The following is a 16,430-nucleotide window of genomic DNA, read 5'->3' as shown; positions in this document are numbered from 1 at the left end:
TATGAAAAAACAAAAAATCTACCTCTTTCCTTTCTTCGTAATGTTAATGAATGCTGGCATCACGCCATTTGCAATGGCAGCAGATCAGGTGGTCACCGTTGATAACCATCGACCAGATGAACACTTTCATCAATCCCCCAAAATTCCACCTCATATCAATTTACCCGCTAAATCTAAAAGCACAGAATCCTCTTCACCCAGTCTTTCATTAACTGCAGAACAATTGCTTCAACGACCTGATCTCTTAATTCGTGCACTTATCCCCGTGTTAAGAAATAATGATATGCAAGGAGTGGCATTGTTATTGCCGATTTATGAAAAATTGCCTCACCACGATCCCCTTTTATTAAAGTGGGCACATGCCATTGTGGCAAAAAAACGAGGAGAACTCACCAAATCTATTCGTCTTTATCGTGAGCTAATTGCAGAACAGCCTCAATTGCAACCTGCACGTTTACAACTGGCGATTGTATTAATGCAGAACCGTGAGTATGAGGCAGCGGAAGGACAATTTAATCGCTTAAGAGCGGACAACTTACCACCTCAATTGGTACACATTATTGATACCTATCTCCATGCAATTCATGAACAAGATGATTGGAATTTTTACAGTGGAATAAATTACTTACGCGAAAAAAATGTTAATAATGCACCTAAAAAAGGGACAAAATCAGGCGGTTTTAGCCCTTCAAGTGAGCCAGAAAGTGCAGAGGGCGTGAGCTATTTTTTAGGTGCCAATAAAACTTGGTCAATAAAACATGGCTTCTTTACTGAAGTGAATGCAGATATTAATGGGAAATACTACTGGGATAACCATAAATATGATGAGTTTTCACTGCGTGTAGGCATGGGAGGGGGTTACCGGACCGCGAAAACAGAAGTACAACTTATGCCTTATATGGAACAATTTTGGTATGCTGGCGGCGAAAATGCCGACAAAAGTGCACGTACATTACATCGCTATTCAAAAACGGGCGGTGCCGCTTTAAATGTCAATTATTGGCTAAACCAAAATTGGAAAATCAGCACTGCATTTGAATATGGTGAGCAACGTTATATTGAAACTGCACGTAAAAAAGCCAATGGAAATCTCTATTCCCTATCAAATACGCTCATGTATTTTCCTAATAGCCAGCAGTACTGGTTTGTAGGTGCCGATTTTTATCGTAAAAATGCTCGTTGGAAAGCCAATGCCTTTGACCGTAGAGGAATACGTTTAGGTTGGGGACAAGAGTGGTCTAAAGGGATCTCAACACGCTTACAACTGAGCTATGCAAAACGCGCTTACCATATGCCTTCTGCATCAAAAAATGCCTTTTTTGCGCCAAATTTCTTTAAATTTGCACAAAAAAATCATGAGTACGGAATCAACTTAACAGTGTGGCATCGCAGTATTCACTGGCTAGGTATTACACCCAAAATCACTTGGTCATACCACAAAACAGACAGTAATAACCCGTTTGCACGTTATGACCAAAATCGCATTTATTTAAGTGTGAGTAAGAGCTTTTAAAACATAAAAATGCCCGAATGTAAGTCGGGCATTTTCCTCTATTATATTTGTTCCTATCTTCTTAATAAGTATCCTCTATATTGATGTTTATCTAATCTATCCAATTTACGTATTAGCGCATTTTCAATATCACTCGGGATATTTTTATACTTACAAAGACTCATACCGTCGCCTCTCTTGGAAACTCTCTGCCGCAAGGTGAAATCGGACGCTATCCATAAAACCGCTGAAAAGATAAAATGTTGTAGAGAATCCACAACACAAACAATAGCGCTGTATCACTATACAGATAAAGCAATTTTCTTCCTCAATATCAACAATGTAACTATGCATAAATTATGCTAAAATCACGCCACTTTTTATTCATAATAATAGATATATGTTAGATATTGTTTTATACGAACCTGAAATCCCACAAAATACAGGCAATATTATTCGTTTGTGTGCGAATACTGGCTTCCGTCTGCATTTAATTGAACCGCTTGGTTTTACTTGGGACGATAAAAAATTACGCCGTTCTGGCTTGGATTATCACGAATTTGCAGAAATTAAACGCCATAAAACGTTTGAGGCATTTTTGCAATCAGAACAACCAAAACGCTTGTTCGCCTTAACGACTAAAGGCACACCAGCACACAGCCAAGTGCAGTTTGAATTGGGGGATTATTTGATGTTTGGTCCTGAAAGCCGTGGGATTCCGATGTCAATTTTAGATAGCTTGCCAGCAGAACAAAAAATCCGTATTCCAATGACAGAAAATAGTCGTAGCATGAATTTATCTAACTCAGTCGCAGTCACAGTCTATGAGGCGTGGCGGCAATTAGGCTATGTTGGTGCTATCAATCTTGCTCGATAGTGAGAATGATCAGCATCATTTAAATAAAAAACAGGTCGCACTAAGCGACCTGACTTTCGTTAAATGCTGTGTTCATCGTCTCTTGTAATTGGCTAAGCATAGCATACCGCTTCCGATACATTGAACGTTTATTACTCGGAATACTGTCCATATCTTTCATCAACACTTGTGCGGGCAATTCCCAATAAGCATTCAATACCCCGCCAGACTCAGCAAAAATCGCGTCATAATCCACCACATAGCGCTTGCTTTGCACGACACGTGATTTATTTTGGTATTTATGTGGAATACCCAGCAACGTTTCATAGCCCAATGCCTGTGTTAACGCCTTCATGGCTTCTACCATTAAATAAGCTGGACGCAAACCATGGCATTTTTTAGTCAATTGTTTAACAATGTCTTTTGACCCCTCAAAGTTAGGTCCCTGAATCACAGCAATCAATAAACTTTGTTTGACTTTCCCAAAAGTTAATAAATAAATCAGTTCTTGAGTCGGCTTATAACGCAATTCTAATGCCCAAAATCCTTCCATTGCTTGATGTTCATTAATATTCAAATACAACTCAAAGTCTTCTGTCACTTCACCAAAACAAATCGGCTTTTCCCATAACTGTGATAAACCTAGCGCGGTTAATTTTTCAGGCAAAAAATGTAAGTTATCGCACATATTCTCTAGTCGTTGCTTCGTATTAAAGCGTTTGTCTAAGAAACGATGCGCAAGGGGATAACTAAAATTAGGCTTCAGATCAAGCAAAGTCACTAAACTTGGATGTTGATTAATAAATTGCTCAAAACGTCTAATATTGCCACGATGCAATAAAGAACGAAGATGAAAACGAAACCGTTTTAAACGATACGACTTTTTACCCCGATCAGGATATAAGCGTATAGGATCGGGCCATTTATACTGTGTAACTGTCATAAAATTCAGATGATTGGAAACAATGAAAGTATATTTTCGCATAAAATGCTTATTTTATCATTTTTTTATCTGATGTTATCAGGTATGCTAACTGCGATTAAGGAGCCTGTATGTCAGAAACAAAATTGAATTATCACAAAACGCACTTCCTAATTAGTGCCCCTAATATTCGAACATTACCCGAAGATAAAGGGATTGAAATCGCATTTGCGGGGCGTTCAAATGCGGGGAAATCAACCGCATTAAATGCGTTAACGAATCAAAAAAATCTAGCACGTACCTCAAAAACCCCGGGACGTACACAATTAATTAATCTGTTTGAAGTTGAACCACAATGTAAATTGGTTGACTTACCCGGTTATGGCTATGCGGCTGTTCCTGAACAAATGAAAATCCAGTGGCAAAAAGCCCTTGGAGAATATTTACAAAAACGTGAATGTTTAGCAGGGGTCGTGGTGTTAATGGATATCCGTCATCCTCTGAAAGATCTCGATCAACAGATGATAGATTGGGCGGTTTCCTCTGAATTACCAGTTTTATTATTACTGACTAAAGCAGATAAACTGAGCCAAAGTGAAAGAAGTAAGCAAGTGAAAATGGTTCGCGAAGCTATTTTACCTTTCCAAGGGGATATCCAAGTTGAAGCGTTTTCAGCATTAAACAAAATTGGTATTGATAAATTATCATCGAAATTAGACAGCTGGTTTGCCCCACTTTTCACAAAATAACGATTATTTTTGCGATCGAGCTCGTAAAAAAGTGCGGAATTTATGAAAAATAAACCGCACTTTTTTATGCTCCACACGTTTTTGATTCTGTGGAGTTCACGATGTCTCTTGCAATTGTATATAGCCGCGCTTCTATCGGCGTGCAGGCGCCTTTAGTCACAATAGAAGTACATTTTAGTAATGGTAAGCCACAATTCAATTTGGTGGGTTTACCTGAAAAAACAGTAAAAGAAGCACAAGATCGGGTACGCAGTGCATTATTGAATGCTCAATTTAAGTACCCTGCAAAGCGTATTACCGTCAATCTCGCCCCTGCTGATTTACCCAAAGAAGGTGGGCGTTTTGATTTACCTATTGCGCTCGGAATGCTCGCTGCCGCGGGACAAATTGATCCACAAAAACTGCAACAATTTGAATTTGTCGGGGAACTGGCATTAACAGGTGAACTACGTGCAGTACATGGCGTCATTCCTGCAATACTCGCTGCTCAAAAAGCCAAACGTCAACTCATTATCGCACATCAAAATGCAAATGAAGCAAGCCTGGTGCTGAATCAAGATACTTATTTTGCACATAATTTGTTAGAAGTCGTTAATTTTCTTAATCATCAAGGTGAGTTACCTTTAGCCTCTAGCCTCGCTACGCAAAATAGGAATGATTACTACACAGAAAATCATATCGACTTGACTGACATTATTGGTCAACAACATGCCAAAAGGGCATTAACGATTGCAGCTGCAGGACAACATAACTTACTCTTTTTAGGACCGCCAGGTACAGGGAAAACCATGCTTGCTAGCCGACTCAATACCTTATTACCCGCCATGAGCGATCAAGAAGCAATCGAAACAGCCTCGGTGACCAGTTTAATTCAAAATGAGCTCAATTTTTATAATTGGAAAACACGTCCGTTTCGTGCTCCTCATCATAGTGCTTCTACTCCAGCATTAGTTGGTGGTGGGACCATTCCTAAACCAGGAGAAATCTCACTTGCGCACAATGGAGTATTGTTTCTTGATGAGCTACCCGAATTTGACCGCAAAGTATTGGATGCCCTGCGCCAACCTCTGGAAAGTGGCGAAATTATCATTTCACGCGCCAATGCAAAAATTCAATTCCCCGCTCGTTTTCAATTAGTTGCGGCAATGAACCCAAGTCCTACAGGACATTATCAAGGAACGCATAATCGCACAACACCACAACAGATTATTCGCTACCTCAGTCGGTTATCTGGGCCTTTTCTAGATCGTTTTGATTTATCCATTGAAGTCCCTTTACTCCCACAAGGTGCCTTACAACATAATCAAACTGAACGTGGTGAAACTAGTCACACTATTCGAGAAAAAGTATTAAAAGTACGACAAATACAGTTGGAGCGAGCTGGCAAAATTAATGCGTATTTAACCAGTAAGGAGATCGAACGAGATTGTAAACTGAGTGACAAAGATGCGTTGTTTTTAGAACATGCCTTAGCCAAATTAGGACTGTCGGTACGTGCTTATCACCGCATTTTAAAAGTGGCGCGCACGATTGCCGATCTGAATGAGGAAACACAGATTACACAACACCATTTAGCAGAAGCCCTCGGCTATCGAGCGATGGACCGCCTATTACAAAAGTTATCGAAAATGTAATCCATACCGCAATTCACTCCAGCTTCTACTGCGCTTACCTACATTGGTACGCCTCTCAGCAGAGGAATGAATTGATAAGGCGAAACAGATGTCGGCGCAGGAATATCATTAAATAACATGTTAAATGGTTTAGTTGGTACCACTTTTTCATTGCGCCATAGGCTACCTATTCCGACTAATTGCACATCTGCAGGCAATGTCTTCAGCCCAGCTTTTAACACAGAAATGGTATTTTTACGTGGATGTCCTATCGCAATTGCAACACCATGTTTTTGTGCGTAACGAATAGCTTGTTGGAATTGGCGCTGTACATCAGCATATGTATTACTGTCATCCAAAAAAATATGGCGTTGTAGCGAGCGTACGCCTTGTGCTTTTGCAATATTATGCGCCACACTACGCCCTATGGTTCGACTATCCAAAAAGAACAAATGTTGCTCATGTAGCACCGTCATGAGTTTTGCCATTAGATCGGGATCAGATGTCGCCGCACTGCCCATATGATTGTTCATCCCAATTGCATAAGAAACAATTTCTTGGGCATGTTTGATATGTTGACGTACTTCTTCTTGTGTTAGTCCCAATGTTAATCCCCCCGCTTCAATTTTTTGATGGTTCAATGGTTGCATTGGCATATGAATAAGCACATCACGTCCCTGTTGTTTTGCTTGTTGGTTACGTTGACGCGCATAAGGTGCGGAAGGAATAATCGCAACAGAAATGTTTGTTGGCATAGCATAAATCTCAGCATCCTCTTTTTGATGATAGCCAATATCATCAATGACAATGGCTAACTTAGCTGGTTGCGCTACCACCAAGGGGGTTAAAAAGAGCGAAAAAATGACCGCGCTTATTTGCCATTTCGTCAGTAATGTTTTCATTTCAACCAGCCTATTGGGTTCACTGCTACGCCTTTACGACGGATTTCAAAATACAATGCAGACTGTGACTGCCCCCCACTCGTTCCAACTTCTGCAATTTTTTGTCCTGCTTTGACAAATTGTCCTTCTTTTACAACAACTGATTGATTGTAGCCATACAAACTCAAATCACTTTCACCATGCTTTACAATTACCATTAAGCCATAACCTTGTAACCAACTTGCTAAAATCACACGTCCATCAGCAATAGCTTTCACTGCTGACCCTGTATTCGCAGCGATCACCATGCCTTTCCAGCGCAGCTCCCCCATTTGACTCGAACCAAAACGATTTAAAATCTGCCCAACAACAGGATAAGCATATTGTTTATTCGGCTTACCTAACCCTGTCGTGTTTGCCATCAGTTGCTTTTCTTGTGCTGTTGGCTGATAAGGTTTTTGATTTTTCTTTTCTTCTGCTTGTTTTTTCTGCGCATAAGCTTCACGTTCACGTTGTTCTTGTAAACGCGCAGCTTGCTCAGCACGCTGAATCTCTTGGCGTAACGCATTTTCATTCGCTCGCAACGTTTCTAAACGTGTTTCATCTCGAGATAAATTTCGGTTAAGTTGGTTTAATGTAGATTGGCGTTCTTGTTGAACTTTTTGTAATGCTTCTTGTTGTTTTTTTTGTGTCGACAATTGCCGTTGCTGTGCTTTTTGCTGGATGAGAATCAGCTCCTTATCCTGTGCTAGCTGTGTTTGTGTCGCTTTTAACTCCTCAATTAATGCTAAACGGGCTTGATTCATATGGGAATAGTAGTGTTTCATTCGATCTACTTGCTTTGCTTCTTCAGAAAGCAAACGTTCTAATGCAGAAGGATGAGCAGCAGAACGATAAGCCGAATCAAGTTGTTTCGCAAGCTGCTGCTTTTGGGTTTTCTCTTGTTGTGCTAAACGCCGAATTTGTTTTTCTGTGACACTAATTTGTTGACTGATTTCTTTTAAGTCCAATTCAGTTTGACGCAACTGTCCAATCACATCATTAATTTCATTTTCTTGTGTTTTTAGGGTCGACTGGAGTTTTTGTTGCTCTTTTTTCTGAAGCGCAATTTTTTGTTCCTGTTGCTTAATTTCTTGCTGAAGTTTAGACAGATCATTTGCCTGCACCGTGACAGATAAACTGATACTGCCACTCAAAAGTGCAGTCAATATGTTACGTTTTTTGCCTTTACTGAATAAAACCCACATCACTAAACTTTCCTTCAAATTAAATCAATTTAACTATACCATTATTTACCCAAGTGCTCTAAAGCTAATTTTCATTTAAATTTTTGCGACAGATCAGAAAAGCACAGTATTTTCCTTTCAAAGCCACCTGTTTTTTGCTATAACTTGCCTATTATTTTTGATTAACATTTGAGGAGATTTTCTATGGAATTGGTCTTTATTCGTCACGGTTTCAGTGAGTGGAATGCCAAAAATTTATTCACAGGCTGGCGCGATGTGAACTTAACTGAGCGTGGTATCGAAGAAGCAAAATCAGCAGGTAAAAAATTACTTGAGGCAGGTTTTGAATTTGATATCGCCTTCACATCTGTGTTAACTCGTGCGATCAAAACGTGTAATATCGTGTTAGAAGAATCTAACCAACTTTGGATTCCCCAAGTGAAAAACTGGCGTTTAAATGAACGTCACTACGGCGCATTACAAGGCTTAGATAAAAAAGCAACTGCTGAACAATATGGTGATGAGCAAGTTCACATTTGGCGCCGTTCTTATGACATTTCTCCTCCAGATTTAGATCCACAAGATCCACATTCTGCACACAACGACCGCCGTTATGCACACTTACCAAGCGATGTTGTGCCAGATGCAGAAAACTTAAAAATTACCCTTGAGCGTGTATTACCATTCTGGGAAGACCAAATTGCACCCGCATTACTTTCTGGTAAACGTGTACTTGTCACGGCTCACGGTAACTCATTACGTGCACTTGCAAAACACATCGAAGGCATTTCTGATGCTGACATTATGGATTTAGAAATCCCAACGGGTCAGCCATTAGTGTACAAACTTGATGACAACTTAAAAGTAGTTAAAAAATACTACCTTTAATTACTAAACAAAAACGATAAAAAATCGGGGCAAATATCCCGATTTTTTTGTTTGGAAGAAAGAAAAAGTGCGGTCATTTTTACCGCACTTTTGATTTCACTAGAATGCATTATTTAGACTTTGATGTAACGCTTGTACTGAATACACTTCAGAATCTTCTAAATGCCCCACGCTTCCTGCTAATGCCTCTGCCCCTGCTAACGTCGTTTGTAAAAAGACTTTTTGTTGCAATGCACTACGACGAATAGCATGACCATCTGTGACAGTTTCCGCTAGGCCACTCACTGTATTAATCACCAATGCAATGTCACCATTTTTAATTGCATCGACGATATTTGGGCGACCTTCACGCACTTTATTGATGATTTGCACAGCCACACCATTGTCACGCAAGAATTTTGCGGTGCCTAGCGTCGCACATAAACCATAGCCCGCCTCTTGCAATTTACGTGCAATGGGTAACAAGCGAGGTTTATCCGCATCATTGACAGACAAGAACACTTTACCCGTTTTTGGAATACGTTCACCAGCGCCTAGCTGTGCTTTTAAGAAGGCTTCAGCAAAGGTTTTACCCACGCCCATGACTTCACCCGTTGAACGCATTTCAGGCCCTAATACAGTATCCACACCAGGGAACTTGATGAATGGGAACACCGCCTCTTTCACAGAATAGAAATGCGGAATGATTTCCCCTTGAATACCCTGTTCTTTCAAGCTCATACCCGCCATTACACGCGCTGCGATTTTTGCTAACGGACGACCAGTCGCTTTGCTCACAAATGGTACGGTACGGCTTGCACGCGGATTCACTTCTAATACATAAATCACACCATCTTGCACCGCAAATTGCACATTCATTAAGCCTTTCACGCCTAATGCAAACGCCATTTCTGCGGTTTGACGATGGATTTCATCTTGCACTTCTTGGCTTAATGAATACGGCGGTAATGAGCAAGCCGAGTCACCACTATGAATACCCGCTTGTTCGATATGTTGCATAATTCCGCCAATCACCACATTTTCGCCGTCGCAAATACAATCTACGTCCACTTCAATGGCATTATTTAAGAAATGATCGAGTAAGATTGGGCTGTCATTTGACACCGAAACCGCCTCACGCATATAACGATTTAATTCCTCAACGTTATACACAATTTGCATTGCACGACCACCCAATACATAAGACGGACGCACCACTAACGGATAGCCTACTTCCTCTGCCAATTTCACAGCTTCTTCTGCGTTACGAGCAGTGCGGTTAATTGGTTGTTTTAGGTTCAATTTGTAGAGAATTTGTTGGAAACGCTCACGATCTTCCGCCGCATCAATGCTGTCAGCTGACGTCCCGATAATATTCACACCGTTGGCGTGTAAATCATTCGCTAATTTTAATGGCGTTTGACCACCGTAATGCACAATCACACCATACGGTTTTTCTACATGGATAATTTCAAGCACATCTTCCAACGTTAATGGCTCAAAATACAGGCGATCTGAAGTGTCAAAGTCCGTTGAAACCGTCTCAGGATTACAGTTCACCATAATGGTTTCAAAGCCGCTTTCACGCAACGCTAATGAGGCATGAACACAGCAATAATCGAACTCAATCCCTTGACCAATACGGTTCGGACCACCGCCTAAAATCATAATTTTTTTCTTATCTGATGGACGGCTTTCACATTCTTCTTCATAGGTGGAATATAAATACGCCGTATCTGAGGTAAACTCGCCCGCACAGGTATCGACACGCTTATAAACGGGGTGTAAATTTAACGAAATTCGTTTATTTCTGACCGCACTTTCTGCAGATTTCGTCAACTGAGCAATACGTTTATCAGAGAAGCCTTTGCGTTTTAAACGACGTAATTCCGCATAATCCAACTCATCTAAATTGCGTTTTTCCAACGCTAATTCTTCCAACACTAAATCTTGAATTTGAATTAAGAACCAAGGGTCAATTTTGCTGTAATGATGCACTTCATCTAACGTGAATCCCGCACCAAAAGCATCTGCGACGTATAAAATACGTGTTGGTCCTGGGTTGCCCAATTCTTGACGAATTTTCTCAAGATCCTCCGACATTAAATTAAAGCCACAAATCCCAGTTTCTAAACCACGCAAGGCTTTTTGTAATGACTCTTGGAATGTACGCCCCATCGCCATCACTTCGCCCACTGATTTCATTTGAGTAGTCAAACGATCATCGGCTTTCGGGAATTTTTCAAAGGCAAAACGTGGCACTTTAGTCACCACATAGTCAATCGACGGTTCAAAAGAAGCTGGAATTAATCCGCCTGTAATATCATTACGCAATTCATTTAAGGTATAACCAACGGCTAATTTTGCTGCCACTTTGGCAATTGGGAAGCCTGTCGCTTTTGAAGCAAGCGCAGAAGAACGGCTTACACGCGGGTTCATTTCAATCACAATCATTTCGCCATTGGCTGGATTAATTGCAAATTGAACGTTTGAACCACCTGTATCTACACCGATTTCACGCAACACCGCAAGGCTGGCGTTACGCATAATTTGGTATTCTTTATCGGTTAACGTTTGTGCTGGCGCAACGGTAATTGAGTCGCCCGTATGCACGCCCATTGGGTCAAAGTTTTCAATCGAGCACACGATAATGCAGTTATCCGCTTTATCACGCACTACTTCCATTTCGTACTCTTTCCAACCCAATACCGATTGTTCGATTAATAATTCGTGAGTTGGCGATGCCTCAAAACCACGCTCACAAATGGCATAAAATTCATCTTTGTTATAGGCGATACCACCGCCAGAGCCGCCCATTGTAAAAGACGGACGAATTAAGGTCGGGAATCCGACTTCCGCTTGTGCCGCCCAAGCTTCATCAAAAGTATGACAAACAAAAGACTTTGGTGTGCTTAAGCCGATTTTTTCCATCGCTTCTTTAAAACGACCACGATCTTCCGCTTTATCAATGGCATCTTCAGTCGCACCAATCAACTCCACGTTGTATTTTTTCAACACGCCATTTTTTGATAAATCCAACGCACAGTTCAATGCTGTTTGACCACCCATTGTTGGCAAAATCGCATCTGGACGTTCTTTTTCGATGATTTTCTCAACCGTTCGCCACTCAATCGGCTCAATATAGGTCACATCCGCCATATTCGGATCGGTCATAATCGTTGCAGGATTTGAGTTCACTAAGACGACTTTATACCCTTCTTCACGCAACGCTTTACACGCCTGTGCACCCGAATAGTCAAATTCACACGCCTGCCCAATCACAATTGGGCCAGCGCCGATAATTAATATGGTGTTTATATCTGTACGTTTTGGCATTTTTGTTCTCTCTCTGTAAAACGATTAAAAATTTAACCGTACGTTTGTTTATTCTAAATCGATGAGTTGGTGTCTTCACTCGGCACAAAAAACTCACCTTTTCCCACCGCAATTACTTCACCACCGACATAAATGGTTTGAGCTTCATCAACACTGAGTGTTAAACGGTTTGGACGTTGGATTTCATCGCCTTGGGTAATTTTCCAGTTCAGTGGTGTTAAGCCATTTTTAATGCATAACCCACCTAAATTTGCAGCTGCAGATCCTGTACCAGGGTCTTCCACAACTGCGCCATTTGAACCAAAAAACAACCGCACTTTGGCTTGATTATGTTCTTCAAACCAAACATATAAAGCAGATTGTTGAACAAGTTGATGAAAAAGTGCGGTGTCAATTTGGCAAGTTTTAATGGCGAAAGCAGAATTGAGTTGGATAAGCAATTGCTGACTTCCCGTATTCACCCAAGCAATTTGAGCGATGTCAGCTGGCTGCAAACCCAATAATTCTGCATATAAAAGGGGATCATCCTTGATAGGTTGAATCTGAATATCCGTATTCAAACCAAAAATAATCTGATTTTGTTGATGATAAATCTCGACCAATCCTGCATCTGTTTGCAGTTCATAACGATCTGGTAAACCTAATTGGCGATGTAGCACAAACGCCGCGCCAATCGTAGGATGACCCGCAAAAGGCAATTCATAATCAGGGGTAAAAATTCGTAATTTTTTCACCGCACTTGACTGCTCAGCTTGATGTACAAATACCACTTCGGACAAATTAAATTGTCGTGCAATCAGCTGCATTTGCTGATCGTTTAAACCATCTGCCTGTGGAAAAACAGCCAACGGATTGCCACCAAAATGGCTTTCAGCAAAAACATTGACGAGATAATACGCATAAGGTGTTAACATCATTGAACCTCGAGTTTCAGATGCAAAGTGCGGTTATTATTTGATAAATTTTGCGTAGATAAGATGATTTTTTAATCCTCTACGCAAAGTTCTTTTTTATTAATGATGTGCAGCGTAAGTCGATAATTGACTTAAATTTGCTTTACGCATTTCGTTAATAAATTTATCAAATAAATACGACACATCGTTTGGACCTGGGCTGGCTTCTGGGTGTCCTTGGAAAGAAAACGCAGATTGGTCGGTCAACTCAATGCCTTGTACTGAATGATCAAACAAAGAGCGGTGTGTGACACGCACATTACTCGGTAAACTGGCTTCGTCCACTTCAAAACCATGGTTTTGGCTGGTGATTAAGACTTTTTGAGTATCTAAATCTTGTACTGGGTGGTTTGCACCGTGATGACCAAATGCCATTTTCTTGGTTTTCCCTCCTGCAGCTAAACCCAATAATTGGTGACCTAAACAGATACCAAAAATCGGCTTTTTCGATGCAAGTAAGGTTTTAATCGCAGAAATCGCATAATCGCAAGGTTCTGGATCGCCAGGGCCATTGGATAAGAAAATGCCGTCTGGGTTGAGTGCAAGCACTTGTTCTGCGGGGGTTTTCGCTGACACAACAGTGATTCGGCAACCACGTTCAGCTAACATTCTTAGAATATTGTGCTTTACACCAAAATCATAAGCCACAATATTAAATTCAGGCTGTTTTTGCTCAACAAAACCTTTGCCTAACTGCCATTCGCCTGATGTCCATGTAAACGTATCATGAGTGGTCACAGCTTGAGCCAAATCTTGGCCCGCCATTGAGCCAAAACTTTTTGCAAGCTCAAGGGCTTTTTTCTCATCAACTTCACCTGTCATAATACAACCCGCTTGTGCGCCTTTATCGCGTAAAATTCGAGTTAAACGACGAGTATCGATGTCTGCAATCGCCACAACATTATTATTTTGTAAGTAATCACTTAGGCTAAGCTCTGCGCGAAAATTACTGTGCAATAACGGCAAGTCACGAATAATTAATCCAGCTGCATACACATTATTTGATTCACAGTCTTCTTGATTAATTCCCGTATTGCCAATGTGAGGATAAGTTAATGTAACAATTTGCTTAAAATAAGATGGGTCAGTGAGGATTTCTTGGTAGCCAGTCATTGAGGTATTAAAAACAACTTCGCCAATGGTGTAACCTTTTACCCCAATGGATTTGCCATGGAAAATGCTACCATCAGCCAAGACAAGAATTGCTGGTTCAGACATAAAAAACTCCTAATTTGTTTTGGTTGAACACTTACGAATGTTCATTAACCACAACTTAGTAAAACTTATTTAAACCTGACCGCACTTGGCTAATGAGAAATAAAATAAGCCACTAAATCGTGTCTGAAAATCAACTTCTGATAAGAATTTCTCTAACTAGAAGTGAAACTCGGCAATTCTAATGGACAACGCGTAACTATTCAAGTTATTTTAGCAAACGTTTAAATGAATATTTATTCTTTATAATTGCATAAAAATACAAATTAATCCAACTTTTTTATGTACATAAAGTATTTTGTAGTTAATCATTAACTTGCTAAAATGAGGTGTCTTTTAATCTGACAGAGAATAGGTATGAAAAGAACAGCACTACTTAGCACACTTGTTTGTACTTCACTTTTATTAAGTGGCTGTGCCACTATTGATCAGCAAACGGGTGAACGCAAAGATCCGCTCGAAAAATTTAACCGCACTATGTGGGATTTTAACTACAACGTTGTTGATCCTTATGTCCTCAAACCTGTTGCAAAAGGTTGGAAAGAGTACGTACCAACGCCAGTTAAATCAGGTTTAACCAACGTGGCAAACAACTTAGATGAACCAGCAAGTTTCGTAAACCGTATGCTGTCTGGTGATTTTAAAAAGGCCATGGTGCACTTCAACCGTTTCTGGATTAACACAGTCTTTGGTATCGGCGGATTAATTGATGTAGCAAGCTATAGCGAACCGCTCAGAATCAAAGATAGTAGTCGCTTTGGTGATACTCTCGGTCGATACGGTATTGAAACTGGTTCTTATGTGATGTTACCGTTCTATGGTGCTGCAACCCCCCGCCAAGATATTGGTAACTTAGCCGATACTACATATCCTATGCTGTCTTTATTAGGCCCTTGGACTTTATTAAAATCGGGTGTTCAAATTATTGATGGACGTGCCAATGTATTAGATAAGGAAGCCTTATTAGAACAAGCACAAGACCCTTACATTACATTCCGTGAGGCATACTTTCAAAACTTAGAATACCGTATTAAAGATGGAAAAATAAGTGTACCCAAACAAGATCTGTCACAAGATATTTTAAATGAAATTGATTAATAGGAATAGAATATGGAAATGACCTCAACTCAACGTTTGATCTTAGCAAACCAATATAAATTAATGGGTTTACTAGACTGCGAGAATGCAAAAAAATATCAACGTTTAGAAGCTATCGTAAAGGGTGGTTTTGCTTTAGAACTCAAAGAACTCGATAAAGAATTTTCCGATTTATCAGAAAATGAATGCCAAATGGTCTTAAATACACTGGAAATGTATCATGCACTACAAGTTTCCTATAATAATTTAAGTGACAAATCCGCATTAAGTTCACATCGTTTACAATTTGCAGGTTACTGTGCTTTACGTGAGAAAAAATACCTTAACTATTTACGCTTTATTACGGGTATTGAGGGTAAATACCAAGACTTTATGCGTTGTGAACATGGTTGTGACTCACAAATACCGATGTGGGATAAATATACTCGTATGCTAGATGCTTGGCGTGCTTGCCCACATGGCTATCATTTAAGTATGACAGAAATTCAAAATATCTTAAATGCATAAAAAGATATTGCACTTCTAGAGAGAACATTGTTCTCTCTTTTTGTATCTAACTACGCCTAAAAGAGCAAAAAATTCCATCTCAAGTAAAAAAAGCATATACTGTTTTACATAACTTTCTCACCTAAGGAGTGCACATGAAACGCCTTTCTTTCATCTCTTTACTATGTTTAGCCAGTACAACTGTATATGCCAATAATCAACAAGTTGAAGAAGAATCACATGAACAAGAAAAACCCGTCTTCTATTGCAGTACAAACAATGAGAAACTGATTGAATTAAGTAAATATGGTGAAGTTTATATTTATCGTTTTGGTGCCGATCTCAACTCACCAGAACTCACTCTCGAAAATCATATTGAAGAAGTCATCAAACGAACACAAACTGAAAATGGTATTGAAGTAAAACGTTCATATGATCTAAAAAGTGGTCCTTATACATATAGCGTGTTTTCTAGCAATCCTAAAATCCCAGAAGAAAATGGAGTCGAAGTTTTTAAACATAAAAAGCGGATTGCTCGTGTTGAATGCTCAGGTGGAATACACATCTTTGAATAATTTATTATAAAAAAATAGGGCAGAAATAAATATTCTGCCTTATTTTTTAACTTAATCCCCTCTTTCATCTTTTCTTCATTATTTTTTGCTAAATAGCACGCTTATAATCCTACACACCATACCAATAACATAAAAATCCCATACCTTACTCATAAAACACA

14 protein-coding genes are annotated in these 16,430 nt (G+C 39.9%); 8 read left to right on the top strand and 6 right to left on the bottom strand.

Features of this window, described 5'->3' with window-relative positions; translation table 11 throughout:
• The first annotated feature begins 1 nt into the window (after position 1).
• Positions 2 to 1,513 carry a surface lipoprotein assembly modifier gene (locus tag ACWIT3_RS09335; RefSeq protein ID WP_457162418.1) on the top strand — a complete coding sequence of 504 codons (1,512 nt, stop codon included), beginning with the start codon at positions 2 to 4 and terminating at the stop codon, positions 1,511 to 1,513.
• A 379-nt stretch (positions 1,514 to 1,892) separates the two neighbouring features.
• Complete coding sequence (gene trmL / locus ACWIT3_RS09330; protein WP_457162417.1) at positions 1,893 to 2,369, top strand: tRNA (uridine(34)/cytosine(34)/5-carboxymethylaminomethyluridine(34)-2'-O)-methyltransferase TrmL; 477 nt, start codon at positions 1,893 to 1,895, stop codon at positions 2,367 to 2,369.
• 40 nt (positions 2,370 to 2,409) lie between these two features.
• Here the strand turns inward: trmL and ACWIT3_RS09325 are convergent, their stop codons facing one another.
• A complete protein-coding gene (locus tag ACWIT3_RS09325) occupies positions 2,410 to 3,291 on the bottom strand; it encodes a VirK/YbjX family protein (RefSeq protein ID WP_457162416.1) in 882 nt (293 codons plus the stop codon).
• 110 nt (positions 3,292 to 3,401) lie between these two features.
• On the opposite strand from ACWIT3_RS09325, the gene yihA reads away from it, so the two are divergent.
• The gene (gene yihA / locus ACWIT3_RS09320; protein WP_457162415.1) at positions 3,402 to 4,019 is read left to right on the top strand and encodes a ribosome biogenesis GTP-binding protein YihA/YsxC; all 618 of its coding nucleotides are present in this window, start codon (positions 3,402 to 3,404) and stop codon (positions 4,017 to 4,019) included.
• Between the two features lie 101 nt (positions 4,020 to 4,120).
• Positions 4,121 to 5,653 (top strand): YifB family Mg chelatase-like AAA ATPase, encoded by a 1,533-nt coding sequence (locus ACWIT3_RS09315; RefSeq protein WP_457162414.1) that lies wholly within the window; start codon positions 4,121 to 4,123, stop codon positions 5,651 to 5,653.
• Positions 5,654 to 5,691: 38 nt separating this feature from the next.
• Here ACWIT3_RS09315 and ACWIT3_RS09310 read toward each other — a convergent pair whose 3' ends face one another.
• The gene (locus ACWIT3_RS09310; protein WP_457162413.1) at positions 5,692 to 6,534 is read right to left on the bottom strand and encodes a divergent polysaccharide deacetylase family protein; all 843 of its coding nucleotides are present in this window, start codon (positions 6,532 to 6,534) and stop codon (positions 5,692 to 5,694) included.
• The gene (gene envC, locus ACWIT3_RS09305; protein WP_457162450.1) at positions 6,531 to 7,760 is read right to left on the bottom strand and encodes a murein hydrolase activator EnvC; all 1,230 of its coding nucleotides are present in this window, start codon (positions 7,758 to 7,760) and stop codon (positions 6,531 to 6,533) included. The genes ACWIT3_RS09310 and envC overlap by 4 nt, the downstream gene beginning before the upstream one ends.
• A 183-nt stretch (positions 7,761 to 7,943) precedes the next feature.
• On the opposite strand from envC, the gene ACWIT3_RS09300 reads away from it, so the two are divergent.
• A complete protein-coding gene (locus ACWIT3_RS09300; RefSeq protein WP_457162412.1) occupies positions 7,944 to 8,627 on the top strand; it encodes a 2,3-diphosphoglycerate-dependent phosphoglycerate mutase in 684 nt (227 codons plus the stop codon).
• A gap of 99 nt (positions 8,628 to 8,726) precedes the next feature.
• Here the strand turns inward: ACWIT3_RS09300 and carB are convergent, their stop codons facing one another.
• The 3 genes from carB to carA all read right to left on the bottom strand — a co-directional run bounded on the left by carB (position 8,727) and on the right by carA (position 14,113).
• Entirely contained in the window at positions 8,727 to 11,942 is a 3,216-nt protein-coding gene (gene carB / locus ACWIT3_RS09295; RefSeq protein ID WP_457162411.1) for a carbamoyl-phosphate synthase large subunit, read from the bottom strand.
• A 53-nt stretch (positions 11,943 to 11,995) separates the two neighbouring features.
• Positions 11,996 to 12,856, bottom strand: coding sequence for a PhzF family phenazine biosynthesis protein (locus tag ACWIT3_RS09290; protein WP_457162449.1), 861 nt, complete (start codon positions 12,854 to 12,856; stop codon positions 11,996 to 11,998).
• Between the two features lie 99 nt (positions 12,857 to 12,955).
• The gene (gene carA / locus ACWIT3_RS09285) at positions 12,956 to 14,113 is read right to left on the bottom strand and encodes a glutamine-hydrolyzing carbamoyl-phosphate synthase small subunit (protein ID WP_457162410.1); all 1,158 of its coding nucleotides are present in this window, start codon (positions 14,111 to 14,113) and stop codon (positions 12,956 to 12,958) included.
• Positions 14,114 to 14,467: 354 nt separating this feature from the next.
• On the opposite strand from carA, the gene ACWIT3_RS09280 reads away from it, so the two are divergent.
• The 3 genes from ACWIT3_RS09280 (at position 14,468) to ACWIT3_RS09270 (ending at position 16,269) form a co-directional block, all read left to right on the top strand.
• Entirely contained in the window at positions 14,468 to 15,208 is a 741-nt protein-coding gene (locus tag ACWIT3_RS09280) for an MlaA family lipoprotein (protein ID WP_457162409.1), read from the top strand.
• A 12-nt stretch (positions 15,209 to 15,220) separates the two neighbouring features.
• Positions 15,221 to 15,715, top strand: coding sequence for a YfbU family protein (locus ACWIT3_RS09275; protein ID WP_457162408.1), 495 nt, complete (start codon positions 15,221 to 15,223; stop codon positions 15,713 to 15,715).
• A gap of 134 nt (positions 15,716 to 15,849) precedes the next feature.
• Positions 15,850 to 16,269: a hypothetical protein gene (locus ACWIT3_RS09270; protein WP_457162407.1), complete on the top strand. Its 420-nt coding sequence runs from the start codon at positions 15,850 to 15,852 to the stop codon at positions 16,267 to 16,269.
• Positions 16,270 to 16,430: the final 161 nt, after the last annotated feature.

This window comes from Pasteurella sp. P03HT (assembly GCF_054052285.1).
The sequence above is the reverse complement of the archived record's forward strand: the minus strand, read 5'-3'. Positions and strand labels throughout refer to the sequence as shown.